The sequence below is a fragment of the Variovorax stachyos genome, assembly GCF_051400855.1.
Lineage (GTDB): Bacteria > Pseudomonadota > Gammaproteobacteria > Burkholderiales > Burkholderiaceae_C > Variovorax.
Window position 1 is genome coordinate 98,738 of the sequence record NZ_JBLFFN010000011.1, and the last position, 25,452, is coordinate 124,189.

A 25,452-nucleotide genomic window follows, 5' to 3' on the forward strand; every position below is an offset into this window, starting at 1 on the left:
CGAATTACTTGCGACGCGCCGGTGCCCGCGCGGGTTCCCGTTCAGCCGGCGCCGAGGTCTGCGACGGCGCCACGCCGCCGTCGACACCCAGCCGGCCGCCGCCACCGAGGCCCTGGCCCTGCACCGTCTGCGCCTTGTAGTTGCGCAGCGAGACGACCATCTGGTTGAAGGCGTCCATGAAGGCAGCGCTGATCACCTTGCCCTGTGCCGTGTTGGTGTAGCCGCCCAGGCCGCCTGCGCCGCCGCTGCCGAAGACCGAGCCGAAAGCACCGAAGTCGGTCTTGGAGGCGCTGCCCTCGGACGCTGCGACCTGCACGCCCGAGCGGTTGTCGATCAAGGTCAGCAGCGCACTGGCTTCCTTGGTCTGGAGGTTGCCGCCCACGGCGGCGAGCACGCCGCTGTAGCGCCCGCCGACCAGGCCGCCGAGCGAACCGCCCATGCCGCCGGCATTGCTGTTGCTGAAGACGATCTCGGGCGACAGGCCGTAGTCCGATGCCACCATCTGCCCGCGGCCGAAGTTGCTGCCCTGGCGCATTTCGCCGGAAGCCATCAGCTCACGCTCGCGCGACATGGCATTCATGCCGGCCGCGCCGCGCTCCACGATCACGAAGCAGTTGGACTGCTGCACCAGCAGGCGCAGCAGGTTGGCCGTGGGCGGCAGGCGGTATTCGTTGCGCAGGACGGTGTACCAGCCGGCCGACTGGTTCTCGATCAACGAGACGGTGCCGAGCGGCGACGCGCAGCGCTCGAGCGTGCTGCTGGTGTTGGCCGAGGCGCTGCCGGCGGCACTGCCGGTAGCCACGGTCTTCGCGCTCTGGCTGCCCATCTGCATGTCGGTGGTCTGGCAACCGGTCAGGAAAAGCGTGGCCACGGCGACGGTGACGAGCGAGAGACGGGCAATGTTCATGGTCGAGACCCCTCGGAGTACTTTCAGGTTATTAGGTTAAGAAAAGTAACCGGGAGAGCATAGGCGGAATGAAGCACCCGGACAACCGTCCGGAAGCTAGGACTTCCCAACTTTGAAGTTAGGCCGTTTGGCGGATGCGGTCGATCAGGCCATTGAGGGCCTCGAGCGAGCCGAAGTGGATGGCGAGCTCGCCGCTCTGCTCCACCCGGCCGCCGCGCTTGCTGCGCTTCTTGATACGCACCTCGACCTCGGCTGCGAGCAGGTCCGCGAGCTCCTCCTCCACACGCTGCAGGTCGCGCGACTTGTCCGCCGCGCCGCGCCGCACCGGGGGCCGCAGGCTGAATTCGGCGCTCAGCTTCTTGACCAGTGCCTCAGTCTCTCGCACCGAGAGCTTCTTCGCGGCGATCTGGTTGGCCGCCGTGATCTGCGTGGCCTTGTCGAGCGACAGGAGTGCGCGCGCATGGCCCATGTCGAGGTCGCCCGCCATCAGCATGGCCTGGGCTGGTTCGGCCAGGTTCAGCAGGCGCAGCAGGTTGCTGGCGGCGCTGCGCGAACGGCCGACGGCCTGCGCGGCGGACTCGTGAGTGAGCCCAAACTCGGAGACCAGGCGTTGCAGGCCTTGGGCCTCTTCCAGCGGGTTGAGGTCTTCCCGCTGGATGTTCTCGATCAGCGACATGGCCGCCGCGGCCTCGTTCGGCACGTCGCGCACGAGCACGGGCACGCTGTCGAGGCCGGCCAGCCTGGCGGCCCGGAAGCGCCGCTCGCCCGCGATGATCTCGAACTCGGCGTTCTTGGCGCGCGAGGCGTCGCCATCGAGGCGCCGCACCAGAATGGGCTGCATGATCCCCTGCGCCTTGATGCTCTCCGCCAGCTCGTAGAGCGCGCCCTCGTCCATCCGGGTGCGCGGCTGGTAGACGCCGGGGACCATCTGGTCCAGGTTCAGGGTGGTCGGGTTGGGCGGTGCGGCATCGTCGTTGGCCGAGCTGTCGGGGCCGGTGAAGGTGGGCCCGAGCAGGGCTTCGAGTCCGCGGCCGAGGCCCTTGGGTTTCTTGGTGGCCATCGAGGTCATTCGTCTTTCAGGAGTTCGTTCAGCAGTTGGCGGCCCTCGGGCCAGTCGCCCAGGCCGGATTCGCCGTTGAGGTGGCCGCCGGGCCCGGCGTCGAAGTAGCGGGCGCCCCAATCGCGCGCCATCTCGCGGGAGCGTTCGGCGCTGCAGTAGGGATCGTCGTTGGCGGCGATCATCAGGGCCCGGAAAGGCAGGCGCTCGCGCACGATCGGCGCCCAGCCGGGGATCATCTGGCGCAGATCGTCGCGCTCCAGATCGCCCGGGGCAACCAGGAGCGCAGCCTGCACCTTGTGCGTGTTGCGGGAATGAGCGGCCCATGCGGCCACGAGGATGCAGCCCAGGCTGTGTGCGACCAGGGCCACGGGTCCGGGGGCGGCCAGCACCTCTTCCTCGAGGCGGGCCGACCAGTCACCTCGCAGGGGCCGCATCCATTCGTGCTGCTCGACACGTCGGTCGCCGTGCACCGCCTCCCAGCGGCTTTGCCAATGCGGTGGATCGCTGTTCTGCCAACCAGGCAGCAACAGGATGGTGGGCTCGGGCATCTGCTGCAAAATTGATAGCAAAACGTTGGCTTGTGCTCAGGCGCCGTTCGGGTCCTGAACCGCGACGGGCGGGGCTTCCATGGGCACAGGCGCGGGCGCGGCGCTGGCCAGCGCACTCGCTGGCGGCATTTTCCGCACCAGTTCCTCCGCGAAGGCGACAAAGGCCTGGCTGCCGCGCGCCGCCGGATCGAAGATCACGCCGGGCAAGCCGTAACTGGGCGCCTCCGCCAGTCGCACGTTGCGCGGGATCACCGTATCGAACACCTTTTCGCCGAAATGCGCCTTGAGCTGCTCGCTGACCTGCTGCTGCAGCGTGATGCGGGGGTCGAACATCACCCGCAGCAGGCCGATGATCTGCAGGTTCTTGTTGAGATTGGCATGCACCTGCTTGATGGTGTTCACCAGGTCGGTCAGCCCTTCGAGCGCGAAGTACTCGCACTGCATGGGCACGATCACGCCGTGCGCGGAGCACAGGCCGTTGAGCGTCAGCAGGCTGAGGCTGGGCGGGCAGTCGATGAGGATGAAGTCGTACTCGGCGCCGACGGCAGCCAGCGCGGTGCGCAGCCGCTTCTCGCGGCGGTCGAGCGTCACCATCTCGACCTCGGCGCCAGCCAGTTCGCGGTTGGCACCCAGCACGTCGTAGCCGCACTTTTCGGATTTCACCCGCGCCTCGGCCACCGAGGCCGACTCGAGCAGCACGTCATAGACCGTGGTTTCCAACCGGCGCTTGTCGATGCCGGAGCCCATGGTGGCGTTGCCTTGCGGGTCCAGATCGATCATCAGGACCCGCTGGCCTACCTTGGCCAGGCCGGCCGCAAGATTGACGGCGGTCGTGGTCTTCCCCACGCCCCCCTTCTGGTTCGCGATGCAGAAGATCTTCGCCATGCTACTGAGAGGCCGCCAACTTCACGCCGAAGCCGATCAGGAAGACGCCGGCAAGCTTTTCCAGCAGCGCCTTGACGCGAGGATTGGCGCGCAGGCGCTCTGCCAGGAAGTGCGTGAGCAGCGTGGCGCCGAGGCAATAGGCGAAGGTCAATGCCGCGATCGTCAGCGCCATCACGCCGAAGGTCAGCAGCCCCTGGTGGCGGGCCGGGTCAACGAAGAGCGGAAAAAACGCCATGTAGAAGACGATCGCCTTCGGATTCAGCAGCGTGATCATCATCGCCTGACGGAAGTACTGACGCGGTCGGATGTTGAGCACCGGCGCCGCGCCCGGCTTGGCGGTCAACATTCGGAAGCCCAGCCAAGCCAGGTAGGCAGCTCCCAGCCACTGCACCGCCTTGAAAGCCGGCGGATAGGCGCTCAGCAGCGCGGCAACGCCGGCGACGGCTGCCCACATCAGGATCTGGTCGCCGACGATCAGGCCCAAGGCGGCTGCCAGCCCGCCGCGGATGCCGCCCTTGCCGGTGGAGGTGATGATGGCCAAGTTGCCCGGCCCGGGAATCGCCAGAAAGATGATGATGGCGACGACGAACGCGCCGTAGTCAGCGATGCCGAACATGGATTTGCCTCGGAAGGGGGAGGCTTCGAGTCTAAGCGAGGTCGATCGCCGGATGCCGGTCAAGCCGCCTGTTTTCGCGCCCAGACGATGCAGCGGTCAGCTTCCAGGCCGGGAACACGCAGTTGTTCCACGTGAAACACCTCGATCCCGGCCGGGACCTGGGCCAGTTCTTCACTTGGCACCTTGCCCTTCATGGCCAACCAACGGCCTTCGGGCGCAAGCAGATGCTTCGATCCCTCGAAAAAATCGGGCAAGGAGGCGAAGGCGCGAGAACTGATCAACTCGAAGCTGCCGGTTAGCGACTCCACCCGGGCATGCAAGCCGCGCAGGTTCGGCAAGCCGAGTTCCGCCGCCGCTTGCTGGACGAAAGCCGCTTTCTTGGCCACTGCGTCCAGGCACGTGACAGCAATGTCTCCGCGCAGGATCGCGATCACCACGCCCGGCAGGCCTGCACCGGCACCGACATCGAGCAGCGCCGCCCTCCCCGGCCACTCGCGCGCCAAGGGGCGGATGACCGACAGGCTATCAAGCAGGTGATGGGTCAGGACGCTTGACGGATCGCGCAGTGCGGTCAGGTTGTACACCTTGTTCCACTTCAGGATCAGCGCGCCGTAGGCCAGAAGCTGTTCGCATTGCCGATCATCCAGGCTCAGCCCGAGCGTCGCTGCGCCCTCCCGCAACTCCCCATCGGAACTCATTCGCCGACTTGCTGCGACTCGGCAGCCGCGCTCCGTGCGAAGGCGCGGTGCCCGCCCTTGCGCAGGTGGATCATCAAAAGCGAGATGGCCGCCGGCGTCACGCCCGAGATGCGCGACGCGAGTCCCAGGGTTTCGGGGCGATGTTTGGCCAGCTTCTGCCGTACTTCGAAACTCAGCGCCTTGACTTGGCCGTAGTCCAGATCGGGTGGGAGCTTGAGGTTCTCCAAATGCGCAGCCCGCTCGACCTCGTCGTGCTGTCGATCGATGTAGCCGGCGTATTTCGCGGCGATCTCGATCTGCTCGATCTCGGATTCGCCCAGCGGCTGTGCCGACGCGTACTTGCCGCCGTCCAACGACATCAGCGATGCATAGTCCACATTCGGCCGCCGCAGGAGGTCGCCGAGGTTGTACTCGCGCTCGATGGCTTTGCCGAGAACGCGCTCCGACTCGCTGGCCGGCAGGTTCCGCGGATTCACCCAGATCGAACGCAGCCGCTCTGTTTCACGTGAAACAAGATCCCGCTTGCGCGAGAACGCGTCCCAGCGGGCATCGTCCACCAACCCCAGCTTGCGGCCGGCCTCCGTGAGGCGCATGTCGGCGTTGTCCTCCCGCAGCTGCAGCCGGAACTCGGCGCGGCTGGTGAACATGCGGTAGGGCTCGGTCACGCCCTTGGTGATCAGGTCATCGACCAGGACACCCAGGTAGGCCTCGTCCCGGCGCGGCAGCCAAGCCGCCTCGCCGCGGCACAACAGCGCCGCGTTGATCCCGGCGAAGAGCCCCTGGGCCGCCGCCTCTTCATAACCGGTGGTGCCATTGATCTGCCCGGCAAAGAACAACCCTTGGATGGCGCGCGTCTCGAAACTCGTCTTGAGCTCGCGAGGATCGAAGTAGTCGTACTCGATCGCATAGCCGGGCCGCAAGATATGCGCGTTCTCCAGCCCCGCCATCGAGCGGACCAGCTGGTACTGAATGTCGAATGGCAGGCTGGTCGAGATCCCGTTCGGGTAGTACTCGTTGGTCGTCAGCCCTTCGGGCTCGAGAAAGATCTGGTGACTTTCCTTGTCGGCGAAGCGATTGATCTTGTCTTCCACGCTCGGGCAGTAGCGCGGCCCCACCCCATCGATCTTGCCGGTGAACATCGGGCTGCGGTCAAAGCCGGACCGGATGATGTCGTGCGTCCTGGCATTGGTGTTGGTGATCCAGCAAGGCATCTGCGCCGGATGCATATCCGTCCGGCCCATGAAGCTGAAGACCGGCATCGGCCCTGCCCCGCCCGGCATGCCGTCCCCGGGCTGCTCGACGCACCTGGAGAAATCGATGCTGCGGCCATCCAGCCGCGGCGGCGTGCCGGTCTTGAGCCGGCCCTGCGGCAGCTTCAGCTCCTTGAGCCGAGCCGACAGACTGACCGCCGGCGGGTCGCCCGCCCGCCCGGCCTGGTAGTTGTCCAGGCCCACATGAATGCGGCCATCGAGAAAAGTGCCGGCCGTCAGGACCACGGCACGCGCCCGGAAGGCGATGCCTACCTGCGTCACCGCGCCCACCACCCGGTCGCCCTCGATCATCAAGTCGTCGACTGCCTGCTGGAAGAGCGAAAGATTCGGCTGGTTCTCCAACCGCCGACGGATCGCCGCCTTGTAGAGCACCCGGTCGGCCTGAGCGCGCGTTGCGCGCACCGCCGGGCCCTTGCTCGAGTTGAGGATGCGGAACTGGATGCCTGCCTCGTCCGTCGCGATCGCCATCGCGCCCCCGAGCGCATCGACCTCCTTGACCAGGTGCCCCTTGCCGATGCCGCCGATCGAGGGGTTGCAGCTCATCTGGCCCAGCGTCTCAATGTTGTGGGTGAGCAGCAGGGTGCGGGCGCCCATGCGCGCGGAAGCGAGCGCAGCCTCGGTGCCGGCATGGCCACCGCCGACGACGATCACATCGAATTCTTCGGGATACAGCATTGGGGAGGGCGCACTTGCGCGTGCGCTTGCGGAAAGGGGGCGTCGATTTTAATCGCGCAGGGCGCCCATAGGCTCGCAGGGGCAAGGTGTGCGGAGTGCTGCTTTCCCTCGAAAGCGCCTGTTGGCGCGCACCGCTGCTATCTTTTTTATAGCAACTGCGTAGCGGCGGGCGTATGCAGCAGCGGCACCGAGGCCGCGGCCACGGGCACCGGCTTCTCGATGCCCACCAGTTGCCCGCTCGGCACCGGCCCGGCAGCGACGACGAGGCGCTCGTCCTGCACCTCGTGCACGCTCAGCGCCTTGCCCGTCATGCGAACGGGTCCGAAGAAGGTGCAGAAGGCCACATCCTTCGCATCGCGTCCGGTGCCCACGCGCACCAGCCGGTCCGGCGGCGCCATGCGTGTCGCATCGAAGAGCACCCACTGCCCGCCGAGCCAGGCCTCAAACAGCGCGTGAAAGTCCTGTGGCGGCTCGTCGAACCAGACATAGCCCACCACCAGCCGCGCCGGGATATTGAGCGCGCGGCAGAAGGTGATGCCCAGGTGCGCGAAGTCGCGGCACACGCCCGCGCGCTCGACGAACACCTCGCGCGCGGTGGTGGTCGAATTGCTGCTGCCCGGCTCGTAGGTGATGCTGTCGTGGATCCAGTCGGCGATCGCCTGCACGCGCCCGATCCCCGGTGGCAGGTCACCGAAGAGTTGCTGCGCGCAACGCGACATCAGGTCCGACTCGCAATAGCGGCTCGGCATCAGGTAGTGGAGGAACTCGTGCGGCACCTGGTTTACCGGCAGCTCCGCGAGCTCGGCCGGCACCAGCACGTGGGCGCGCTGGACATGGGCCCGATAGCGGATCTTCAGCGGCCCCGCCGGCGCATCGAAACGCACGAAGCGGTTGCCGCTGACCTCGTCGCAGAAGGCCTCGCGCTGCACGGCAGGCTCGATCTCCAGCTCCTCGCTGATCACGACCTGTGCGCCACCGCGCGCCGCCTCGATGTTGAACACCAGGTGCGAAGGCGCCTCGATCTCGTAGTCGAGCACGGCTTCCAGGTTCGACGCATGCATGTTCCTCCCCAGGGCCGCGGGGCCGTCAGTCCAAGGCTTTTTTCGCGGCGCCGATGCCCAGCGCTGCCAGCACCAGGAAGACCACGGCCAGGATCAGGAACAGGCCGAAGAGCAGCTTGGCAATGCCCGCCGCGCCCGCGGCAATGCCGCCGAAGCCGAGCGCGCCCGCAATCAACGCGACGATCGCAAAAATGATGGCGTACTTCAACATGGAGGAGCTCCTTCGATCGCGGCCCCCGCCGCGGCGCATCGCAGGATAGGAAACCTGCCTCCCGCCCCCGATAGTCGGCCCACCCGAGGCACCGTAGGACAAAAACGCGGCGCGAAACCGCTAGCATCCTCTGCTTTCGAGATCGTTCCTCAACCTTCCATTGGAGTCTCTGCATGAAGCTGTATTACTCGCCGGGCGCCTGCTCGCTCTCGCCGCATATCGCGTTGCGCGAAGCCGGCATCGCCTTCGAACCCGTGCTCGCCAGCACCAAGAGCCACAAGCTGAAGGACGGCACCGACTACTACGGCATCAACCCGCTCGGCTACGTGCCGATGCTCGAGCTCGACGACGGCACGCGCCTGCGAGAAGGCCCGGCCATCGTGCAGTACATCGCCGATCTCGCTCCCACCAAGAACCTCGCGCCGGCGGCCGGCACGCTGTCGCGCTATCGGCTGCAGGAGTGGCTCACCTTCATCGGCACCGAGATCCACAAGACCTACTCGCCCTTCTTCAACCCCGCCATGCCCGACGAGGCGAAAGCCGTCTTCAAGAGCAAGCTGGAGTCTCGCTACGAGTGGCTCAACCGCGAACTCGCGGGCAAGGAGTACCTGATGGGCGACCACTTCACCGTCGCCGACGGCTACCTGTTCACCGTCACCAACTGGGCCAAGCCGGTCGGCATCGACCTGTCGCCCTACCCCAACGTGCAGGCCTGGCATGCCCGTGTCGGCGCCCGGCCGCATGTGAAGGAGGCGCTCCAGGCCGAAGGCCTGAGCAAGTAAGCAAGGCGCGAGGCGTCCTCAGCGGCCCAGCGGCCGCTGTCGCCACGCCAGCGCGGCGCCGATCCAAAGCGCCGCGGCCGAAGCCACGAGGCCGCGCGCCAGGCCGCCCGTGCCGTCGGAGATCCAGCCCGTCACGGTCGGCCCCACGATCTGTCCCAACGCGAAGACGATGGTGAAGGCGCTGATGCCGGCCGCCCATTGCGCGTCCGGCAGGTTGTGCCGCACGAGCGCCGTGGTGGAGGCCACGACGGACAGGAATACCGCCCCGAACAGCACTCCCGACAGCAAGGCCACAGGCCAGGCTGCGCTGAGCACCGGCAGCAGCGTCGCCAGCCCCAGCAATGCATTGAGGATGGCCTGCGGCCCGCCACCGCGGAAGCGATCCAGCAACCCGGCCCACAGCCTTGCCGATGCCACGCAGGCCACGCCGAGCAGTGCGTAAAAGGCCGTGATGCCCTCTGCGCTCGCGCCCTGCTCGCGCAGCAGCGCGATCACGAAGGTCATGTAGCCGATGTAGCCCACTCCGAACATGACGTAGCCTCCCAGCGCCCAGCCGAGGCGATACACGCCCGCGCGCGGCACCGCGCCGGCCGCAGGCGCCGCGGAGGCGCCCTGGAGCGCATCGGCCGGCATGGCGCGCGCCGCGAGGCCGAGCACCGCCGTCGCCGCCATACACGCCAGCGCCAGCGCCCACCAGGCCCAGGCCCAGCCATGCGCCTGGCCCTCCGCGACCCGCAGCACCGGCGGCACCAGCAGCGCCGACAGGGTGATGCCGAAGCCCGTGCCTCCGTAGTAGAGCCCCAGCAGCAGGCCGGCGCGTTCAGGCTGCAGCGCACCGAGGCGCACGGCCAGCAGGCCGCCGGCCACGAAGACCCAGGCGCTCGCGACGCCGGCCAGCAGCCGTTGCGCCAGCAACGCCGGCGCGGAGGTGAAGAAGCCGCTGGCCGCCATGAAGATGCTGGCCCACACCGCGCCGCCGACCAGCAGCCGCAACGGCCCGTAACGTCTTATCAAGGCCGGCGTCATCAGCGCACCCAGCAGGTAGCCGGCGGCGTTGGCGGTGTTCATGCCGCCTGCCAGTGTGTAGCTCCAGCCGAGGTCGGCGCGCATCGGCGGCAACAGCAGGCCATAGGAAAAGCGCGTGATGCCCAGCGACACCGCCGCTCCCAGGGACAGTGCGAGTGCAAGGCGCAGGGCTCGGGCGGGCGTGAGCGTGGCGGCAAGGGTCGTCATCGGGGACGGCCATTCTGCGGCATGCACTACCAGCAAAACGACAACCCCGCGCCAGCGCGGCCGTGCGCATCGCATTACCGTGCGGCGTTCCCTTCACAACAAAAGGAAAAAAGGATGCCTTCTCTTTTCGATCCGATCCAGGCCGGCGACCTGAAGCTCGCCAACCGCATCGTCATGGCGCCGCTCACGCGCAACCGTTCGCCCAAGGCGGTGCCGCCCCCGATCGCCGCGACCTACTACGCGCAGCGCGCCGGCGCCGGCCTGCTGATCACCGAAGCCACAGCCATCAGCCACCAGGGCCAAGGCTATGCCGACGTACCCGGCCTCTACACCGAGGAGCAGCTCCAGGCCTGGAAGCGCGTCACCGACGCCGTCCATGCCGAGGGCGGCAAGATCGTCGTGCAGCTGTGGCACGTCGGCCGGGTCTCGCACAACGAGCTGCAGCCCGGCGGCGGCAAGCCGGTCGCTCCGTCGGCCATCGCGGCCAAGACCAAGACGGTGCTGATCAAGAAGGGCGTGCCGACCTTCGTCGAGACCTCCGAGCCTCGCGCCCTCGATGCGAGCGAGCTGCCGGGCATCGTCCACGACTATGCGGCGGCCGCCCGCAATGCGGTGCAAACCGCCGGCTTCGACGGCGTCGAGATCCATGGGGCCAACGGCTATTTGCTCGACCAGTTTCTCAAGACCGGCAGCAACCATCGCACCGACGACTACGGCGGCAGCATCGAGAACCGCGCGCGCCTGCTGCTCGAGGTGGCAAGGGCGGTGGTCGACGCGGTCGGTGGCGGCATCACCGGCATCCGGCTGTCGCCCGTCACGCCCGCCAACGACGTGCACGACGCGGATCCGCAGGCGCTTTTCGAATACGTCGTGAAACAGCTTGCGCCCCTTGGCCTGGCCTACGTCCACGTCATCGAAGGCGCCACCGGCGGGCCGCGCGAGCTGGAGGACCGGCCTTTCGACTACGAAGCGCTCAAGGCCGCCTACCGCAAGGCCGGCGGCCGGGCCGCCTGGATGGTGAACAACGGCTACGACAAGCCGCTGGCCGAAACCGCCTTGAAGGAAGGTGACGACCTGGTGGCCTTCGGCAAGCCCTTCATCTCCAACCCCGACCTGGTGCGCAGGCTGCGCGAAGACGCGCCCCTCAATCCCTGGGACAAGAGCACCTTCTACGGCGGCGGCGAGCAGGGCTACATCGACTACCCGGCGCTGGCCTGAAGCTCGGCGGCAGGCGGCGCGCCGAAGGCCACGCTGACTCGCAGCCCGCCGGCCTCGCCGGCTTTCTCGAAGCCCAGTTCCGCGTCGAGCAGCGCGGCATAGCCCGCCACGATCGCCAGCCCGAGGCCGGCGCCCTGGCCCAGCTTCATGCCTTCGTGGCCCTGCGACCAGCGCTGCATCAGCACACGCTGCAGCTCGGGCGCGATGCCCGGCCCGTCGTCGATCACCGCCAGGGTGCTCCCGGCCAGCTCGATGGTGATGGTGCGGCCTCCATAGCGCAGTGCGTTGTCGATCAGGTTGTCGAGGATGCCTTCTACCAGCGCGGCGTTGGCCTGCACCGTCACCGGCGCCTCCAAGCCCAGCGCGCCCAGGTCCACGCCCTGCGCGTCGGCGCGCGCCAGGTGGCGCAGCACCGCCTGTTCCACCAGCACGTCGAGCCGCAGCGGCTCGCGCTGCAGGCCCGTGCGTCCCTCGTCGGCCAGCGCCAGCCCGAGCAGCTGGTCGACCAGGCGGCTGGCGCGCGACTGGCTGGCGGCGATCTGCTGCAGCTGCTCGCGCCAGACCGCCGGGGCGTGCTGCGCCAGCCCGTACTCGGCCAGCGCGCGGATGCCCGCCAGCGGCGTGCGCAGCTCGTGCGCCACGTTGCCCGCGAACTCCCGCTGCGCGCGCACGCTGTGCCCGAGGCGCTCGAGCAGCGCGTTGAGCGTTTCCCCCAGGCGCTCCAGCTCGCGCGAGCTGTGCGCCACCGGCACCGGCGCCAGGTCGCGCGCATCGCGCTGGTCCAGCGTCCGCCGCAACTCGCCCAGGGGCCGCAGCTCGCGCTCGATGCCACGCCACAGCCAGGCCGCGAGCAGCGCCAGCAACAGCAGCTGCGGCGCCAGCGCGTAGCCCAGCAATCGCTCCACCAGCGCACTGCGCGCCAGCGTCGTCTGCGCGATCACCACGCGGAAGGCGTTGGGCGATTCGTGGTCCAGCACGACCGCGCGCAGCGGCTGGCCCTCGTGCTCGATGTCGGAGAAGCGGTAGCGCGCTCCCTCCTTCGGTGGCGGCGCCTGCAGGCCTGCGCGGCCCGCCAGCAGGGAGCCGTCCGGCCGCAGCACCGCGAAGTAGATGGTCTCGGTCTGGTCGAAGAGCACGCTCGTGACCTCGCGCGGCGTCAGCCGCAGGTGGATGTCGCGCTCGCCCGCTTCGACGTTGGCCGAGACCGCGTAGGCATCGTCGAGCAGCGAGCGGTCGAAAGCCTGCTCGGTGAAATGGCTGGCCACCGCCACGGCGACCGCCGTGCCCGCCAGCCAGGTCAGGGCCAGTGGCAGCAGCACCCGCCGCAGCACGCGTGCGGTGAGCGAAGGCGCGCCCACCTTGGCGGGGGCCCCTGGCCAGGTCACGCAGCCGCTTCCAGCAGATAGCCGATGCCGCGCAGCGTGCGGATGGCCGCGCCGCTGCCAGTCAACTTCTTGCGCAGTCGCGAGATGAAGGCCTCGAGCGCGTTGTCGCCCAGCGCATCGTCGAAGGTCGAGAGCTTGTCGGACAGCGCGCGCTTGCTGACGGTACGGCCCGGCGGACTCATCAGCTCCCACAGCACCTCGAATTCGCGCGCCGGCAGGTCCAGCGGCGCGCCGGCCACCGTGAAGCGGCGTGCCTTGCGATCGAGCTTCAGCTGCCCCAGGAGGGAGATGTCCTCGGTGCCCTGCGCGCGCCGCACCAGCGCACGCAGCCGCGCCTCGACCTCGGCCAGGTCGAAGGGCTTGCCCAGGTAGTCGTCGGCGCCGGCATCCAGACCGGCGATGCGCTCTTCGGTCCGGCCGCGTGCCGTCAGCACCAGCACCGGCGTGCGGTCGCCGCGCGCACGCGCATGGCGCAGCACGGTCAGCCCGCTTCCGAGCCCGCTGGTCGCACTCGCGGTGGCCGGCAGGCTGAGGTCGAGCAGCACGGCATCGAAGAGCTGCACCCGCCACAGGTGGTCCGCGTCCTCGGCGTTGGCCGCCACGTCGACGCGGTGCCCGGCGTCGCCGAAGCTGCGCAACATCACGCCGCGCAGCACGGCATCGTCTTCGACCAGGAGGATTCGCATGGGTGAACGAGAAAAAGGGCGGAAAGCCGGGAGACCCGGTCCGTGGCGCGCCGGCGGCGCGACGAACGCGCACGAGGATACGACAGCACGGCATGTGCCGCGGTTCCTCGCGGAGGGCCATCACCCCTTCGGCAAACATGCGATGTCGTCGACCTTGACATTGACACCGTGGCAAAGTCGACACTGTCGCTTCAACCCCCATGAAGGAGCAACGATGAGCCAGAAATTCCAGGTGTCGGGCATGAGCTGCAACCACTGCGTCACCGCGGTCCAGAACGCGGTGCAGGCGATCGATCCCAAGGCGCAGGTCACGGTGGACCTCGAAACGGGCCATGTCGACGTGCTGAGCACGCAGCCGCGCCAGGACATCGTGCTGGCGATCGAGAACGCGGGCTACCGGGTCGAGTAGCCGGCGCCCCACCGGCTGGGGCTGCGCCCAGTGCAGTTCGAGGTTGAATACCTTTGTTTCAAAGTGCAAAATGCGCGCTGCAATTGCATTCAACACAAAGGCAAAGAGCACCCATGCTTACGAGTCTCCTCCCCGCGTCGGTCCGCGAAGCTGCCTACCGCCGCAAGTTCCTGGAGAACCGCGAGGAGAACCTCTTCATGGGTTCCTTCGAGAGCTTCGCCGCTGCCGAGGCCGGTGCGCCGCCGACCAAGGCCGTCGGCTACGACAACGCCCCCGCCGATGCCTTCTACAGCCACCAGGTCGCGCCCTACGACTATCCCGGCCTGTTCTGGATCGGCCGCGCGCTGGACGACGGCATGCGCAGCATCTTCGACCTGGGCGGCCACGTCGGCATCAAGTACTACGCCTTTCGCCGCATGCTGAACTACCCGGCCGATCTGCGCTGGACGGTCTGCGACGTGCCCGCCGTGGTCAAGACCGGCCGCGAGCTTGCGGTGCAGCGCGAGGCCACCGCGCAGCTGAGCTTCAGCACCGACTTCCGGGACGCGAGCGGCTACGACGTGCTCTACGCCTCGGGCAGCCTGCAGTACCTGCCGCAACGCATCTCCGAGATCATCGCCGCGCTGCCGGTGAAGCCGCGGCGCATCGTGCTCAACACCACCGCCGTGCACCCGGAGCGCACGCTCTACACGCTCAACAGCATCGGCTTCGCTGTCTGCCCCTACCGCATCCAGCACCATGACCAGTTGCTGGCCGACCTGGCCGCGTCCGGCTACAAGCGGCGCGACGCCTGGCGCAACGAAGGCAAAGCGATCGAGGTGCCGTTCGTGGACGGCGGCGACAAGCCCTACTACGCGGGCTGCTGCTTCGACCTCCACCAGGCCTGAAGCCCGGGCGGGCGCCGCCGGCGCAGCGGCGCGTCCGCCCGCATGTCAGGCGCCGCGCACCATCGCCAGCACCTTGCCCGTGTCGAGCGTGCGGGCCTTCTCCTGGATCTGCGGCAGGTAGCGCGTCTGCAGGCCCTGGGCCTCCTGCGTCACGTTCGCGAAGGCCTCCTTCAGCATCTGCGTCGACAGCGTGCGTCCGCCCGCGTAGTAGCGCTTCGCCACGTGGCCCAGCGCGTAGGTGCTCGCGAAGCTCATGCCCGAGCTCACCGCTTGCTTGCCCAGGCCGCCCAGCAGTCCACCACCCACCCTGCCGAGCAGCCCGCCCAGCAGCTTGCGGCCGGCCTGCTCGAGGTACTGCGAGGTCAGGCCGACGCCGACGGTGGCGAGGAAGTCCTTCACATGGCCGCTGTCGAGCTCGTAGCCGTGAGCCTTGCCGATGCGATACACCAGCTTCATCTGCAGCGGGATGATGGCCATCGTCGAGAGCGTCTCGGGCAGCAACTCCAGCGCGCCGTTCAGGATCGCGGCGTTGAGGATGGCCTGGTCCAGCGCGGCACCGTCCACGGCAGGAGCCGCCGCCGCGGCCGGCGCCAGCGGCACGGATGCGATCTCCTCGGCCTGCTGCGCGAACTGCGTCGCCACCGCCGTATCCAGCGCGAGCGCCGTGCGGGCATCGGCGAGGAACAGGCGCTCGGCCTGCGACTGCGAGCCGTCGGCGTCGCACACGCACACGGCCATCTCGTAGGCCAGTTGCCGCGCCTCGGGGCTCTTCAGCTCGCCGGCCACCGAGGCCAGCGACACGCGCTTCATCAGCACGTCCTGGTAGAGGGTGGGCAGCTGCACGCCGTCGGCCTGCGAGAGGCCCTCGGCAATCCGCTTGATCTCGGCGCGCTCGCGCTCGTGCTTCTCGCCGTCGACGAAGGCCGCCAGCAGGCTCAGGCTCACGATGGCCCGGGTTTCGGATGGGGTCACGGTCGGGGTCTCCGGAAATGGAAAGGCCCTGTTCGTTCGCCGCGCCGCGCAAAGGTTCCGGGCCGCTACCATCCGCCCCATGCTCTCCCATCCGCGGATCCTGATCGCCGAAGACGAGTCCGGCATCGCCGACACCCTGCAGTACGTGCTCAGGACCGACGGCTTCGTGCCCGTCTGGTGCGCCACCGCCGAGGAGGCCATCGCCCAGTTCGCGGCCGAGCCGCCGGCGCTCGCCATCCTGGACGTGGGGCTGCCCGACATGAACGGCTTCGAGCTCTTCAAGCGGCTTCAGGCGCTCAACCGCGAGCAGGGCGGCGCCGAGGTGCCGATGCTCTTCCTCACGGCCCGCAGCGACGAGATCGATCGCGTCGTCGGCCTCGAACTGGGCGCCGACGACTACGTGGCCAAGCCCTTCTCGCCGCGGGAGCTGGTGGCGCGCGTGCGCACCATCCTGCGGCGCAGCGGACGTGGCAACGGCCATTCGGTGGCGAGCCCTGCGCCGGCGGCCCCAGCCGCTCCAGCGAGCAGCGCGCCGGCTTCCCCCTTCGCGCTCGATGCCGAGCGCATGCAGATCCGCTACTACGGCCGCCTGCTCGAGCTCTCGCGCTACGAGTACGGGCTGCTCAAGCTGCTGGTGCAGCGGCCGGGCCGCGTGTTCACGCGCGACGAGCTGCTGGAGCTGGTGTGGGACGACGCCAGCGAGAGCTTCGACCGCACGGTCGATGCCCACATCAAGACCCTGCGCGCCAAGCTGCGCGCCGTCGCGCCCGAGGTCGAGGCGATCCGCACCTTGCGTGGCACGGGCTACGCGCTCAACGAAGAGCTTCCCTCGCGATGAAGCGTGTCAGGCCGGCGCCGGGCCGAAGAGCCGCCGCGTCTCGCGGCGACTCGTCCAGCGACGACACGAAGTGCGGAGCGTGGGGGCCACATGAGTAGAAGAACCCGCATCTTCATCGGCATCCTGCTGGTCTACACGGCGGGCATCGCCTTCCTGCTCTACCGCGTTGTCGCCGACATCGACCCGCGCTACCGCGAGTCGGCCGAGGAATCGCTGGTCGAGGCCTCCCAGTTGATGGCCAGCCTGGTCGAGCAGGACGTGATCGCCGGCGCCATCAACACCGCGCGGCTGGAGCCGCTGTTCCGCTCGGTCTACGCGCGCCGGTTCTCGGCCCAGATCTACAACCTGCACAAGAGCCGAGTGGAGCTGCGCGTCTACGTCACCGATCGCAGCGGCCGCGTGCTCTTCGATTCGCTGGGCCGCAACACCGGCGCCGACTTCTCGAAGTGGAGCGACGTCAGCCGCACCCTGGCCGGCCTCTACGGCGCGCGCACCTCGCGCGACATCGAGGGCGACCCGCTGACCTCGGTGATGTACGCCGCCGCCCCGGTGCGCTGGAACAACGAGATCGTCGGCGTGGTCAGCGTGGGCAAGCCGGTGCAGAGCTTCGGCCAGTTCGTCGAGGACGCGCGCGCCCGCACGCTGTGGGTGGGCGTGGGCTCGGCCCTTGCGCTGCTGGTGGGGGCGCTGATCTTCTCCGTCTGGCTGGTGCGGCCCTTCGGCCTGATCTCGGACTACTGGCGCTGGCTGCGCAACCAGCGCAGCTGGAGCCTGTCTCGCATGCTGCGCCGCGCGGTGGACACGCTGCGCAGCGGCTTCGGCGAAATGCGCGATGCGTTCACCGGACGCAGCTACGTCGCCGACTACGTGCAGACCTTCACGCACGAGATCAAGAGCCCGCTGTCGGCAATCCGCGGCGCCGCCGAGCTGGTGCAGGAACCCTCGATGCCGCAGGCCGAGCGCGAACGCTTCCTCGCCAACATCACGCGCGAGACCCAGCGCATCCAGGAAATCGTCGACCGCATGATGGAGCTGACCGCGCTGGAGACCCAGCGCGCGCTGGACCGCAGCGAGACCCTCGCGCTCGCGCCGCTGCTGCGGGAGGTGGCGGCCAGCGCGCAGGGCGCGGCGGCGGCGCGCGAGATCCGCCTGCACCTGGCCATCGAGACCGAGGCGCACGTCGAGGGCGACCCCTTTCTGCTGCGGCGCGCGCTCAGCAACCTGCTCGACAACGCCATCGACTTCTCGCCCGCAGGCGCCGAGGTCGCGCTGGCGCTGCATGCCGGCGCGCGCGAGGCCCGCATCACGGTGCGCGACCATGGCGGCGGCATTCCCGACTATGCCAAGGACAAGGTCTTCGAGAAGTTCTATTCGCTGGCGCGCCCGCACAGCCAGAAGAAGAGCACCGGCCTCGGGCTCGCCTTCGTGAAGGAGATCGCGGCGCTGCACCGCGGGCGCATCGAGCTCGCGAACGCGCCCCGCGGCGGCGCGCTGGCCACGCTCACGCTGCCGCTGGCCTCGCCCGGCTGACCTGGCCGTGGCTCAGCGGAACAGATCGAGGATGCTGCTGCGTTCTTCCGGCGTCGGCATCTCGCTGACGGGCACGCCGGCCAGCGTCTCGGCCGGCGGCACCGCGCCCGCACCCGCGTCCGCATCCACCCCCAGGCTCGCGATGCCGCGGCCCGGCGCGTAGTCGTCGTAGTACCACTCGCCCTCCACCTGCACGACGCCCGCCGGCGCCGGCACGGGCGCAACCGGCACGCCCTGCAGGGCCGCCTGCATGTAGCCGGTCCAGATCGGCAGGCTCATGCTGCCGCCGGTCTCGCCTCGCACGCCGAGCTGGCGCGGCGTGTCGTAGCCGATCCAGGCCACGCCCACGCGCGTCGAGGCAAAGCCCGCGAACCAGGTGTCGATCGAATCGTTGGTGGTGCCGGTCTTGCCGTGCAGGTCCTCGCGCTGCAGCGCCTGCCACGCCTTGAAGCCGGTGCCGTGCCGCACCACGCTCTGCAGCAGCGAGCTCACGACGAAGGCGTTGCGCTCGGGGATGGCGCGCGTGGTCTCGTCGCGCACCGGCGGCGGCGCCTCGACCAGCACCTGCCCCTTGTGATCGGTGATGCGCGTCACCAAAGCGGGGCTCACGCGATAGCCGCCGTTGGCGAAGACCGCGTATGCCGCCGCCATCTGCATCGGCGTGACCGAGCCGGCGCCCAGCGCCATCGGCAGGTAGGCCGGGTGCTTCGCGCGCTCGAAGCCGAAGCGGCCGATCCAGTCCTGCGCATAGCGCGGCCCGATCGACTGCAGCACGCGGATGGTGACCATGTTCTTCGACTGCTCGAGCGCGCGGCGCAAGCTCATCGGGCCTTCGAAGCGGCCGTCGTAGTTCCGGGGCTGCCACGGCGAGCCGCCCGTGGTCGCGGCATCGAGGAACAGCGGTGCGTCGTCGACCAGGGTGCCCGGCGTGAAGCCCTTCTCGAGCGCCGCCGAATAGATGAAGGGCTTGAAGCTCGAGCCCGGCTGGCGCCAGGCCTGGGTCACATGGTTGAACTTGTTCCTGCCGAAGTCGAAGCCGCCCACCAGCGCGCGGATTGCACCGTCGCGCGGGTCGAGCGACACGAAGGCGCCTTCGACCTCGGGCGGCTGCGTGATCTCCCAGGCACCCTTGGGCGTCTTCGCCACCCGGATCACCGCGCCGCGGCGCACGCGCAGGTTCGGCGCGGACCGCGGCGACAGGCCGGCCTGGGCCGTGCGCAAGCCCTCGCCCGCGATCCGCACGCGCTCCCCATTGCCGCGCACCGCCACCACCTCCTTCGCATCGGCCTGCAGCACCACGGCAGCCAGCACGTCGCCGCTGTCGGGGTGCTCGGCCAGCGCTTCGTCGACCGCGTCGTCCAGCGCTGCCTGACCGGCCGGGTCGGCAGGCAGCTCGACGAAGCGCTCCGGCCCGCGCCAGGGCTGCCGCCGTTCGTAGTCGAGGATGCCCTTGCGCAAAGCCTGCCAGGCTGCCGCCTGCTCGCTCGCCACCAGCGAGGTGAAGACCTTGAAGCCGCGCGTGTAGGTGCTCGCCCCGTACTGCGCGACCATCAGCTGGCGCACGGTCTCGGCCGCGTGCTCCGCATGCAGGCGCTTCGGCTCGGAAGGGTCGCGCAGGCGCAGCGGTTCCAGCTTCGCCTCGGCCGCCTGTGCCGCGCTGATGGCGCCGGTCGCCACCATGCGGTCCAGCACATAAAGCTGCCGGGCGCGTGCACGGCGCGGATTGCTCACCGGGTCGTTGGTGCCCGGCGCCTTGGGCAGGCCGGCGAGCATGGCGGCCTCCGCCAGCGTGATCTCCCGCAGCGGCTTGCCGAAGTAGCGCTCCGAGGCCGAGGCGAAGCCGTAGGCGCGATGGCCGAGGAAGATCTGGTTCAGGTAGATCTCTAGGATCTGGTCCTTGCTCAGGTGCTGCTCGAGCCGGAAGGCCAGCAGCGCCTCCAGCATCTTGCGCGACAGCGTCCGCTCGGCGCTCAGGTAGACGTTGCGCGCCACCTGCTGCGTGATGGTGGAGGCGCCCTGGTGCACGCCATGCCGCAGGTTGGCGAGCACCGCGCGCAACAGGCCCTTTGGATCGATGCCCGGATGCTCGTAGAAGCGGGCATCCTCCACCGCCACCACCGCGTCCTTGAGCTGCTTCGGCATCTCGGCGATGGGCACCAGCTCGCGCCGCTCCTCGCCGAACTCGCCGATCAGCACGCCATCCGCGGTGTAGACGCGCAGCGGCAGCTTGGGCCGGTAGTCGGAGAGCTCGGACACATCGGGCAGCTGCGGGGCCAGCACCGCGATCGCCACACCGCCCGCGCACAGCGCCGCACCTGCGCCGACCGCCATCGCGGCAATGCCCCACAGCAGCACGCGCTTCGCGCCGGCCTTCATGATTGCGCTCCCGCACCGGAGGCGGCGGCATCGCCCATCGACAAGGCATACCAGTCGACTTTTCGCGTCGCCAGCATCAGCACCGCGAGCATGCCGAAGACCAGCAGCGCGCCCAGCAGCAGCGCGTTGCTTTCCGACGCCAGCAAGCCGTAGAGCGCGCCATAGAGCAGGGCCACGTAGGCCCCGAAGGAAGCGCCGCGCCGCCAGCCGCGCAGCACCGCGCTGAAGTAGACCACCAGCAGCAGCACGCTGGCGCTCGCGGCGCAGGCATAGGCCAGCCAGAAGGCCAGCTTTTCCGACAGCGCGAGCAGCAACAGGAAGAAGACCGCGATCGAGAGGCCCACCAGCCCGTACTGCACCGGGTGCAGCGGCAGCCGCCGGAACAGCTCGAACATGAACGCAGCCATCAGCACCAACCCGATGAAGAGCACGCCGTACTTGGTCGCGCGCGTTGACATCGCATAGACGTTGAGCGGCTGGGCCAGCGAAACGTCGAAGCTCTGCATGGCCGCGCTGCCCGCACCAGCAGGCCGGCCATCACGCCCGCCGCGCAGCCCTTCGCGCACCTGCTCGCGCGCCGTGGTCACCAGCGAGGACACGCGCCAGCGCGCGTCGAAGCCCTGCGCCGTCACGCTGCGCTCGGAAGCGAGGAAGCGCCCGCCGAAGCTCGGATGGGCCCAGGGCGAGACCAGGTGCGCCGTGGTCTCTTCGCCGATCGGCACCATCGCAAGCCGCTCCTGGCCGACGACGCCGAGCTTGAGCGTGAAATCCAGGGGCCGGCCCGCCTGCCACGCCGCCAGGGCGGTGCCGGCCAGGGGCGCATGGATGCCGCCCGCCAGCGCCGCGTCCTCGGCCACGCCCGGCAGGCGTTGCTGGAAGCGCAGCGTCTCGTCCGCCAGCCGCAACGCCGGCGAGCCGTCGAGGCCGCGCAGGTCGCTCAGGTGCAGCGCCACGTAGGGCGGCTTGAGCTCGAGGGTGGAGTCCTTCTCGCTGTGCGGCATCGCAGCCGCGTCGAAGGCTGAGAACGCGCCTTCCAGCGTTGCGCCCAGCGTGTAGAAGGGAATGCGGAAGATGCCGCGGTAGCGCTCCTGTGGCGTCAGGCTGCCCTCGATGTGCAGCTTGTCGGGGAAGACCAGGTGCGCCATTTCCTTGCTGCGCGCCTCCTGGCCCACGACCCGGCCCTGCGCATCGCGCTGCGGCTCCATCCAGCGCTCCACGTAGGGCTGCACCAGGAAGGGCCCGATCAAGGTCTGCGCGCCGGTGTAGGTGGAAGCCAGCTCGGCGGCCGCCTCGCGCTGGCTGTTGCCGCGTTCGCGGGTCAGGCCCTCGATCTGGGCCAGCGGGATGCACAGCAGCACGGTCAGGACCAGCAGGCCCAGGACCTTGATGAGCACGGAATGTCGAAGCCGCGCAAGCATGGAAGTTCTCCTCATCGATGACGATGGGCCGATGCTGGCGGCGCGACCCGAAGCGCATGTGAAGTGCGCACGACATGGGACTTCACACGGACTTCACACAAGACCGCGCGCTTCAAGAAGGCTTCCAACTCCCTTCGCCTTCCCTCTCGACAGTGGGCCCCGTGCGCCGTTGCACGCATTCATCGAGGGAAAAGGACCATCGCCATGGAAGCCACCACCACACGCCCCGGCCGCTGGCTCTGGCTCGCGACCATCGGCCTCGCGAGCGCGGGCTTCGCGCTGCTCGTCGCGCGGCCCCTGCACGCGCAGGAAGCACCGGGCCCGCGCCTGAAGACCGAAAGCCCGTACTTCTTCGTCAAGAGCGACGACCCGGCCGTCGATGCGCTGCCGCTCAAGGCCACCGAGGTCGACGTCAAGGTCTCGGGCGTGATCGCCGACGTCACCGTCACGCAGACCTACCGCAACGAGGGCACGCGCGCCATCGAGGCCCGGTACGTGTTCCCGGGTTCGACACGGGCCGCCGTCAGCGGACTCAACGTGCGGCTGGGCGACCGGCTGATCGCCGCGCAGATCCGCGAGAAGCAGCAGGCGCGCATCGACTACGACGCCGCGAAGAAGGAAGGCCGGACTGCCGCGCTGCTGGAGCAGCACCTGCCCAACGTGTTCCAGATGAACGTCGCCAACATCCTGCCCGGCGACGACGTCAAGGTGGAGCTGCGCTACACCGAATTGCTGGTGCCGCAGGCCGGCAACTACCAGTTCGTGTTTCCGACGGTGGTGGGACCGCGCTACAACAGTCCGCAGTCGGAGAACAGGAACGCCAGGTGGGTGGCGCAGCCTGCGCTGCGAGCCGGCGTGGCGCCGAACACGAGCTTCAAGATGAAGGTCGCGCTCGACACACCGCTGGGCATCAAGGAAGTGCGCTCCGCCACCCATGCCATCGATGTCGGCAAGCGCGACAACGACCAGCAGGCCGACATCACGTTGGCGCGCACCGGCGAGTCCGCCAACAACCGCGACTTCGTGCTCGACTGGCGCCTGGCCGGCGAGAAGATCGAATCGGGGCTGATGCTCTACAGGGGGCAAGGGGAGAATGCCGAGAACTTCTTCCTCGCGATGGTCGAGCCGCCCAAGTCCGTCGCCGCCAACGCAATCTCGCCGCGCGACTACATCTTCGTGGTCGACATCTCGGGTTCGATGCACGGCTTTCCGCTGGAGACGGCCAAGGTGCTGCTGGAGCGGCTGATCGGCGGCCTGCGGCCCAGCGACACCTTCAACGTGCTGCTGTTCTCGGGCAGCAGCAAGATGCTGTCGCCGCAGTCTGTGCCTGCGACACGCGCCAACATCGAGCAGGCGCTTTCCACCATCAGGAACTACAGCGGCGGCGGCAGCACCGAGCTCATCCCGGCACTCAAGCGCGTTTATGCCGAGCCCAAGCCCGAAGAGGTGTCGCGCACCGTGGTGGTCGTGACCGACGGCTACGTGACCGTGGAGCGCGAAGCCTTCGAGCTGGTGCGCAGGAACCTGTCGAAGGCCAATGTCTTCGCCTTCGGCATCGGCAGCTCGGTCAACCGGCACCTGATGGAAGGCCTGGCGCGTGCCGGCATGGGCGAGCCCTTCATCATCACCGACCCGGTCCAGGCGCCCGAGCAGGCCGCACGCTTCAAGCGCATGGTCGAGTCGCCGGTGCTCACCAACGTGAAGGCCAGCTTCGGCGGCCTCGATGTATACGACGTGGAACCGCAGGCCTTGCCCGACGTGCTGGGCGAGCGCCCGGTGATCGTGTTCGGCAAGTGGCGCGGCGAGCCCAAGGGCCGTGTCGTGATCCAGGGCCAGGGTGCGGAAGGCCCGTACCGGCAGGACCTGCTGATCGATGGGACGACGCGCCAGGACGCCGCCGCGCTGCGCAGCCTCTGGGCGCGGCACCGCATCGCGAGCCTGAGCGACCAGGAGGCGCTGGAAGGCGGCGATGCCTTCAGGCAGCGCATCACCGAGCTGGGCCTGCGCTATGGCCTGCTCACGCAGTACACCAGCTTCATCGCGGTCGACAAAGTGGTGCGCAATCCGGCACCGCAGGCGAGCACCTCGGTCGACCAGCCGCAGCCGCTGCCCAAGGGGGTGAGCGAACTGGCCCTGGGCCAGGGCCAGACGCTGGGCGCCGAAGTGCCGAGCACGCCGGAGCCCGAGACCTGGGGCGCCATCGCCCTGCTGCTGTCGATGCTGGCCATGCTGCGCCGCCGCGCGCGCCGCCACGATCCGCGCCGCTTCACCGCATGAGGAGGACGCACGCATGACGCTCGACCAACTCGCCCGCACGCACCCCCGCCTGTTCGACTGGGGCATTCGCCTCGACCGCGCGCCTGCCGCGGCCTGGCTCGCACTGCAGGCCGCCGCGCTGCTGCCGACCTGGCTGTGGATGGCGCGCCGGCTGCAGGACGGCGCCGACGATCCGCTCGGCCTGCTGGCGCTCGGCGCGCTGGGCCTCTTCGCGTGGTCGAAGCGCCGGTCGCTGCGCGCAGCGCCGCGCCTGGGCTGGCTCGCCCTCGCCGCCGCCGGCACAGTGGCGGCCACGCTGCTGCGCACCGGCATCGGCCCCCTGTCGGCATTGCCGCCGCTCGCGGCCGGCCTGGTCGCCGTGCTGGCGCTCGCCGCGGGCCTGCTCGCCTTCCTGCCGCGCCAGGTGGCCAGGCTCCCCGTCATCGGCCTCGCGGTGCTGGCCCTGCCCCTGCTCTCCTCGCTGCAGTTCTACGCCGGCTACCCGCTGCGCGTGATCACGGCCGAGGCCAGCCGCTGGCTGCTGGCGCCGGGCTTCTCGGTGCTGCGCGAGGGCAGCAGCCTGCTGGTCGATGGCCGGCTGGTCATCGTCGATGCGCCCTGCTCGGGCGTGCAGATGGCCTGGCTCGGCTATTTCACGGCGTGCGCGGTGGCGCTCTGGGCGCGGCATGGCGACCGGCGCTTCCTCGCCCGGCTGCCGGCAGTGGGCCTGCTGGTGCTGGGCGGCAACATCCTGCGCAACAGCGTGCTCGTCGCGTTCGAAGGCGCGGGCCATGCGCTCGCGCCCTGGATGCACGAGGCCGTGGGCCTGGCCGTGCTGGCGCTGGTCTGCGGCGCCATCGCGCAACTGATGGCGCCGGCGCGCCGCGCGTCCTCCTTCAGTCCCACCGCCATTCCCGGCCTGATCACCGCCCCCGGAGCCCGCCGTGTCGATACCGCTTTATCTTGAGCGCTGCTTCGGCAACCGCTTCCTCAACCGCATCGCGCACAAGGCAGCGTTCGCGTTGGCGATGACGCTGTGCCTGCTGTGGTCCGCCGCCTCGGCGCTGCGCCCGCCTCCGGAGCCGCCGCCGGTCGCCAGCTTTCACGAATGGCCGAGCCACTGGGATGGCGCCGCGCTGCGGCCGATGGCGCTGGGCGCGGTCGAGCAGCGCTTTGCCGAGCGCTTCCCCGGCGCCATCGCCCGCCTGACCGACGGCCGCCAGACCGTGGTGCTGCGCCAGGTGAATGCGCCCACGCGCATGCTGCACCCGGCTGCCGATTGCTACCGGGCGCTGGGTTTCCGCATCGGCGAGACCCGGCTGGAACGCGATCCGCAGGACCGACTGTGGCGTTGTTTCGTCACCCAGGGCCCCGACGGACGAAAGTTGCGGGTCTGCGAGCGCATCGTCGATGCCGCGGGCACGGCTTTCACCGACACTTCAGCCTGGTACTGGGCGGCCGCAGGTGGCCGGTCCAAGGGGCCGTGGCAGGCCGTCACCCTGGCAAGGCCGATCGCGTTCGAGGACTGAG

At 69.1% G+C, this 25,452-nt stretch carries 24 protein-coding genes; 9 read left to right on the forward strand and 15 right to left on the reverse strand.

Annotated features, from left to right (window positions below):
- Positions 1–4 precede the first annotated feature (4 nt).
- The 9 genes from ACMGEZ_RS19830 to ACMGEZ_RS19870 all read right to left on the reverse strand — a co-directional run bounded on the left by ACMGEZ_RS19830 (position 5) and on the right by ACMGEZ_RS19870 (position 7,932).
- A complete protein-coding gene (locus ACMGEZ_RS19830) occupies positions 5–907 on the reverse strand; it encodes a CsgG/HfaB family protein (RefSeq protein WP_436823986.1) in 903 nt (300 codons plus the stop codon).
- Positions 908–1,025: 118 nt separating this feature from the next.
- Positions 1,026–1,967: a ParB/RepB/Spo0J family partition protein gene (locus ACMGEZ_RS19835; protein WP_436823987.1), complete on the reverse strand. Its 942-nt coding sequence runs from the start codon at positions 1,965–1,967 to the stop codon at positions 1,026–1,028.
- A 5-nt stretch (positions 1,968–1,972) separates the two neighbouring features.
- The gene (locus tag ACMGEZ_RS19840) at positions 1,973–2,515 is read right to left on the reverse strand and encodes an RBBP9/YdeN family alpha/beta hydrolase (RefSeq protein ID WP_436823988.1); all 543 of its coding nucleotides are present in this window, start codon (positions 2,513–2,515) and stop codon (positions 1,973–1,975) included.
- Between the two features lie 36 nt (positions 2,516–2,551).
- Entirely contained in the window at positions 2,552–3,400 is an 849-nt protein-coding gene (locus ACMGEZ_RS19845; protein WP_436823989.1) for a ParA family protein, read from the reverse strand.
- A gap of 1 nt (position 3,401) precedes the next feature.
- A complete protein-coding gene (locus ACMGEZ_RS19850; RefSeq protein ID WP_436823990.1) occupies positions 3,402–4,016 on the reverse strand; it encodes a LysE family transporter in 615 nt (204 codons plus the stop codon).
- Between the two features lie 59 nt (positions 4,017–4,075).
- A complete protein-coding gene (gene rsmG / locus ACMGEZ_RS19855) occupies positions 4,076–4,714 on the reverse strand; it encodes a 16S rRNA (guanine(527)-N(7))-methyltransferase RsmG (RefSeq protein ID WP_436823991.1) in 639 nt (212 codons plus the stop codon).
- Entirely contained in the window at positions 4,711–6,660 is a 1,950-nt protein-coding gene (mnmG, locus tag ACMGEZ_RS19860; protein ID WP_436823992.1) for a tRNA uridine-5-carboxymethylaminomethyl(34) synthesis enzyme MnmG, read from the reverse strand. The genes rsmG and mnmG overlap by 4 nt, the downstream gene beginning before the upstream one ends.
- A 146-nt stretch (positions 6,661–6,806) precedes the next feature.
- Positions 6,807–7,721 carry a transglutaminase-like domain-containing protein gene (locus ACMGEZ_RS19865; RefSeq protein ID WP_436823993.1) on the reverse strand — a complete coding sequence of 305 codons (915 nt, stop codon included), beginning with the start codon at positions 7,719–7,721 and terminating at the stop codon, positions 6,807–6,809.
- Between the two features lie 25 nt (positions 7,722–7,746).
- Positions 7,747–7,932 carry a DUF1328 family protein gene (locus ACMGEZ_RS19870; protein ID WP_436823994.1) on the reverse strand — a complete coding sequence of 62 codons (186 nt, stop codon included), beginning with the start codon at positions 7,930–7,932 and terminating at the stop codon, positions 7,747–7,749.
- Between the two features lie 173 nt (positions 7,933–8,105).
- Between ACMGEZ_RS19870 and gstA the strand changes: the two genes are divergently transcribed.
- Positions 8,106–8,714, forward strand: coding sequence for a glutathione transferase GstA (gene gstA / locus ACMGEZ_RS19875; protein WP_436823995.1), 609 nt, complete (start codon positions 8,106–8,108; stop codon positions 8,712–8,714).
- An 18-nt stretch (positions 8,715–8,732) separates the two neighbouring features.
- Here gstA and ACMGEZ_RS19880 read toward each other — a convergent pair whose 3' ends face one another.
- On the reverse strand, positions 8,733–9,947 hold the full coding sequence (locus ACMGEZ_RS19880; protein ID WP_436823996.1) for a YbfB/YjiJ family MFS transporter: 1,215 nt from the start codon (positions 9,945–9,947) through the stop codon (positions 8,733–8,735).
- A 114-nt stretch (positions 9,948–10,061) separates the two neighbouring features.
- On the opposite strand from ACMGEZ_RS19880, the gene ACMGEZ_RS19885 reads away from it, so the two are divergent.
- Positions 10,062–11,165, forward strand: coding sequence for an alkene reductase (locus ACMGEZ_RS19885; protein ID WP_436823997.1), 1,104 nt, complete (start codon positions 10,062–10,064; stop codon positions 11,163–11,165).
- Here the strand turns inward: ACMGEZ_RS19885 and ACMGEZ_RS19890 are convergent.
- Together ACMGEZ_RS19890 and ACMGEZ_RS19895 are read right to left on the reverse strand one after the other, a co-directional pair.
- The gene (locus tag ACMGEZ_RS19890; RefSeq protein ID WP_436823998.1) at positions 11,147–12,550 is read right to left on the reverse strand and encodes a sensor histidine kinase; all 1,404 of its coding nucleotides are present in this window, start codon (positions 12,548–12,550) and stop codon (positions 11,147–11,149) included. The two genes, ACMGEZ_RS19885 and ACMGEZ_RS19890, sit on opposite strands and share 19 nt — an antisense overlap.
- Positions 12,547–13,236 carry a response regulator transcription factor gene (locus tag ACMGEZ_RS19895; protein ID WP_436823999.1) on the reverse strand — a complete coding sequence of 230 codons (690 nt, stop codon included), beginning with the start codon at positions 13,234–13,236 and terminating at the stop codon, positions 12,547–12,549. Before ACMGEZ_RS19895 ends, ACMGEZ_RS19890 begins: the two co-directional genes overlap by 4 nt.
- 214 nt (positions 13,237–13,450) lie before the next feature.
- Between ACMGEZ_RS19895 and ACMGEZ_RS19900 the strand changes: the two genes are divergently transcribed.
- Together ACMGEZ_RS19900 and ACMGEZ_RS19905 are read left to right on the forward strand one after the other, a co-directional pair.
- Positions 13,451–13,645, forward strand: coding sequence for a heavy-metal-associated domain-containing protein (locus ACMGEZ_RS19900; protein ID WP_436824000.1), 195 nt, complete (start codon positions 13,451–13,453; stop codon positions 13,643–13,645).
- A 113-nt stretch (positions 13,646–13,758) separates the two neighbouring features.
- On the forward strand, positions 13,759–14,532 hold the full coding sequence (locus ACMGEZ_RS19905; RefSeq protein WP_436824001.1) for a TIGR04325 family methyltransferase: 774 nt from the start codon (positions 13,759–13,761) through the stop codon (positions 14,530–14,532).
- 45 nt (positions 14,533–14,577) lie between these two features.
- Here ACMGEZ_RS19905 and ACMGEZ_RS19910 read toward each other — a convergent pair whose 3' ends face one another.
- Positions 14,578–15,690 carry a YcjF family protein gene (locus tag ACMGEZ_RS19910; RefSeq protein WP_436824002.1) on the reverse strand — a complete coding sequence of 371 codons (1,113 nt, stop codon included), beginning with the start codon at positions 15,688–15,690 and terminating at the stop codon, positions 14,578–14,580.
- On the opposite strand from ACMGEZ_RS19910, the gene creB reads away from it, so the two are divergent.
- Positions 15,584–16,342 carry a two-component system response regulator CreB gene (creB, locus tag ACMGEZ_RS19915; RefSeq protein ID WP_436824003.1) on the forward strand — a complete coding sequence of 253 codons (759 nt, stop codon included), beginning with the start codon at positions 15,584–15,586 and terminating at the stop codon, positions 16,340–16,342. The genes ACMGEZ_RS19910 and creB overlap by 107 nt on opposite strands.
- Before the next feature lie 90 nt (positions 16,343–16,432).
- A complete protein-coding gene (creC, locus tag ACMGEZ_RS19920; protein ID WP_436824004.1) occupies positions 16,433–17,872 on the forward strand; it encodes a two-component system sensor histidine kinase CreC in 1,440 nt (479 codons plus the stop codon).
- Between the two features lie 12 nt (positions 17,873–17,884).
- Here the strand turns inward: creC and ACMGEZ_RS19925 are convergent, their stop codons facing one another.
- Together ACMGEZ_RS19925 and creD are read right to left on the reverse strand one after the other, a co-directional pair.
- Positions 17,885–20,248: a penicillin-binding protein 1A gene (locus tag ACMGEZ_RS19925; protein ID WP_436824005.1), complete on the reverse strand. Its 2,364-nt coding sequence runs from the start codon at positions 20,246–20,248 to the stop codon at positions 17,885–17,887.
- Positions 20,245–21,666 carry a cell envelope integrity protein CreD gene (gene creD, locus ACMGEZ_RS19930; RefSeq protein WP_436824006.1) on the reverse strand — a complete coding sequence of 474 codons (1,422 nt, stop codon included), beginning with the start codon at positions 21,664–21,666 and terminating at the stop codon, positions 20,245–20,247. The genes ACMGEZ_RS19925 and creD overlap by 4 nt, the downstream gene beginning before the upstream one ends.
- A gap of 204 nt (positions 21,667–21,870) precedes the next feature.
- Between creD and ACMGEZ_RS19935 the strand changes: the two genes are divergently transcribed.
- From ACMGEZ_RS19935 to ACMGEZ_RS19945, 3 genes are read left to right on the forward strand one after another with little or no spacing between them, the layout of a single operon-like run.
- Positions 21,871–23,943 carry a VIT and vWA domain-containing protein gene (locus ACMGEZ_RS19935; RefSeq protein WP_436824007.1) on the forward strand — a complete coding sequence of 691 codons (2,073 nt, stop codon included), beginning with the start codon at positions 21,871–21,873 and terminating at the stop codon, positions 23,941–23,943.
- Between the two features lie 13 nt (positions 23,944–23,956).
- The gene (xrtQ, locus tag ACMGEZ_RS19940; protein WP_436824008.1) at positions 23,957–24,889 is read left to right on the forward strand and encodes an exosortase Q; all 933 of its coding nucleotides are present in this window, start codon (positions 23,957–23,959) and stop codon (positions 24,887–24,889) included.
- The gene (locus ACMGEZ_RS19945; RefSeq protein ID WP_436824009.1) at positions 24,867–25,451 is read left to right on the forward strand and encodes a hypothetical protein; all 585 of its coding nucleotides are present in this window, start codon (positions 24,867–24,869) and stop codon (positions 25,449–25,451) included. The genes xrtQ and ACMGEZ_RS19945 overlap by 23 nt, the downstream gene beginning before the upstream one ends.
- The last annotated feature ends 1 nt before the right edge of the window (position 25,452 follow it).

Bases quoted from the DNA above. Each gene is read 5' to 3' on its own strand.
- ACMGEZ_RS19830 (WP_436823986.1), bottom strand. From the start codon at position 907: ATGAACATTGCCCGTCTCTCGCTCGTCACCGTCGCCGTGGCCACGCTT.
- ACMGEZ_RS19835 (WP_436823987.1), bottom strand. From the start codon at position 1,967: ATGGCCACCAAGAAACCCAAGGGCCTCGGCCGCGGACTCGAAGCCCTG.
- ACMGEZ_RS19840 (WP_436823988.1), bottom strand. From the start codon at position 2,515: ATGCCCGAGCCCACCATCCTGTTGCTGCCTGGTTGGCAGAACAGCGAT.
- ACMGEZ_RS19845 (WP_436823989.1), bottom strand. From the start codon at position 3,400: ATGGCGAAGATCTTCTGCATCGCGAACCAGAAGGGGGGCGTGGGGAAG.
- ACMGEZ_RS19850 (WP_436823990.1), bottom strand. From the start codon at position 4,016: ATGTTCGGCATCGCTGACTACGGCGCGTTCGTCGTCGCCATCATCATC.
- rsmG (WP_436823991.1), bottom strand. From the start codon at position 4,714: ATGAGTTCCGATGGGGAGTTGCGGGAGGGCGCAGCGACGCTCGGGCTG.
- mnmG (WP_436823992.1), bottom strand. From the start codon at position 6,660: ATGCTGTATCCCGAAGAATTCGATGTGATCGTCGTCGGCGGTGGCCAT.
- ACMGEZ_RS19865 (WP_436823993.1), bottom strand. From the start codon at position 7,721: ATGCATGCGTCGAACCTGGAAGCCGTGCTCGACTACGAGATCGAGGCG.
- ACMGEZ_RS19870 (WP_436823994.1), bottom strand. From the start codon at position 7,932: ATGTTGAAGTACGCCATCATTTTTGCGATCGTCGCGTTGATTGCGGGC.
- gstA (WP_436823995.1), top strand. From the start codon at position 8,106: ATGAAGCTGTATTACTCGCCGGGCGCCTGCTCGCTCTCGCCGCATATC.
- ACMGEZ_RS19880 (WP_436823996.1), bottom strand. From the start codon at position 9,947: ATGACGACCCTTGCCGCCACGCTCACGCCCGCCCGAGCCCTGCGCCTT.
- ACMGEZ_RS19885 (WP_436823997.1), top strand. From the start codon at position 10,062: ATGCCTTCTCTTTTCGATCCGATCCAGGCCGGCGACCTGAAGCTCGCC.
- ACMGEZ_RS19895 (WP_436823999.1), bottom strand. From the start codon at position 13,236: ATGCGAATCCTCCTGGTCGAAGACGATGCCGTGCTGCGCGGCGTGATG.
- ACMGEZ_RS19900 (WP_436824000.1), top strand. From the start codon at position 13,451: ATGAGCCAGAAATTCCAGGTGTCGGGCATGAGCTGCAACCACTGCGTC.
- ACMGEZ_RS19905 (WP_436824001.1), top strand. From the start codon at position 13,759: ATGCTTACGAGTCTCCTCCCCGCGTCGGTCCGCGAAGCTGCCTACCGC.
- creB (WP_436824003.1), top strand. From the start codon at position 15,584: ATGCTCTCCCATCCGCGGATCCTGATCGCCGAAGACGAGTCCGGCATC.
- creC (WP_436824004.1), top strand. From the start codon at position 16,433: ATGAGTAGAAGAACCCGCATCTTCATCGGCATCCTGCTGGTCTACACG.
- ACMGEZ_RS19925 (WP_436824005.1), bottom strand. From the start codon at position 20,248: ATGAAGGCCGGCGCGAAGCGCGTGCTGCTGTGGGGCATTGCCGCGATG.
- creD (WP_436824006.1), bottom strand. From the start codon at position 21,666: ATGCTTGCGCGGCTTCGACATTCCGTGCTCATCAAGGTCCTGGGCCTG.
- ACMGEZ_RS19935 (WP_436824007.1), top strand. From the start codon at position 21,871: ATGGAAGCCACCACCACACGCCCCGGCCGCTGGCTCTGGCTCGCGACC.
- xrtQ (WP_436824008.1), top strand. From the start codon at position 23,957: ATGACGCTCGACCAACTCGCCCGCACGCACCCCCGCCTGTTCGACTGG.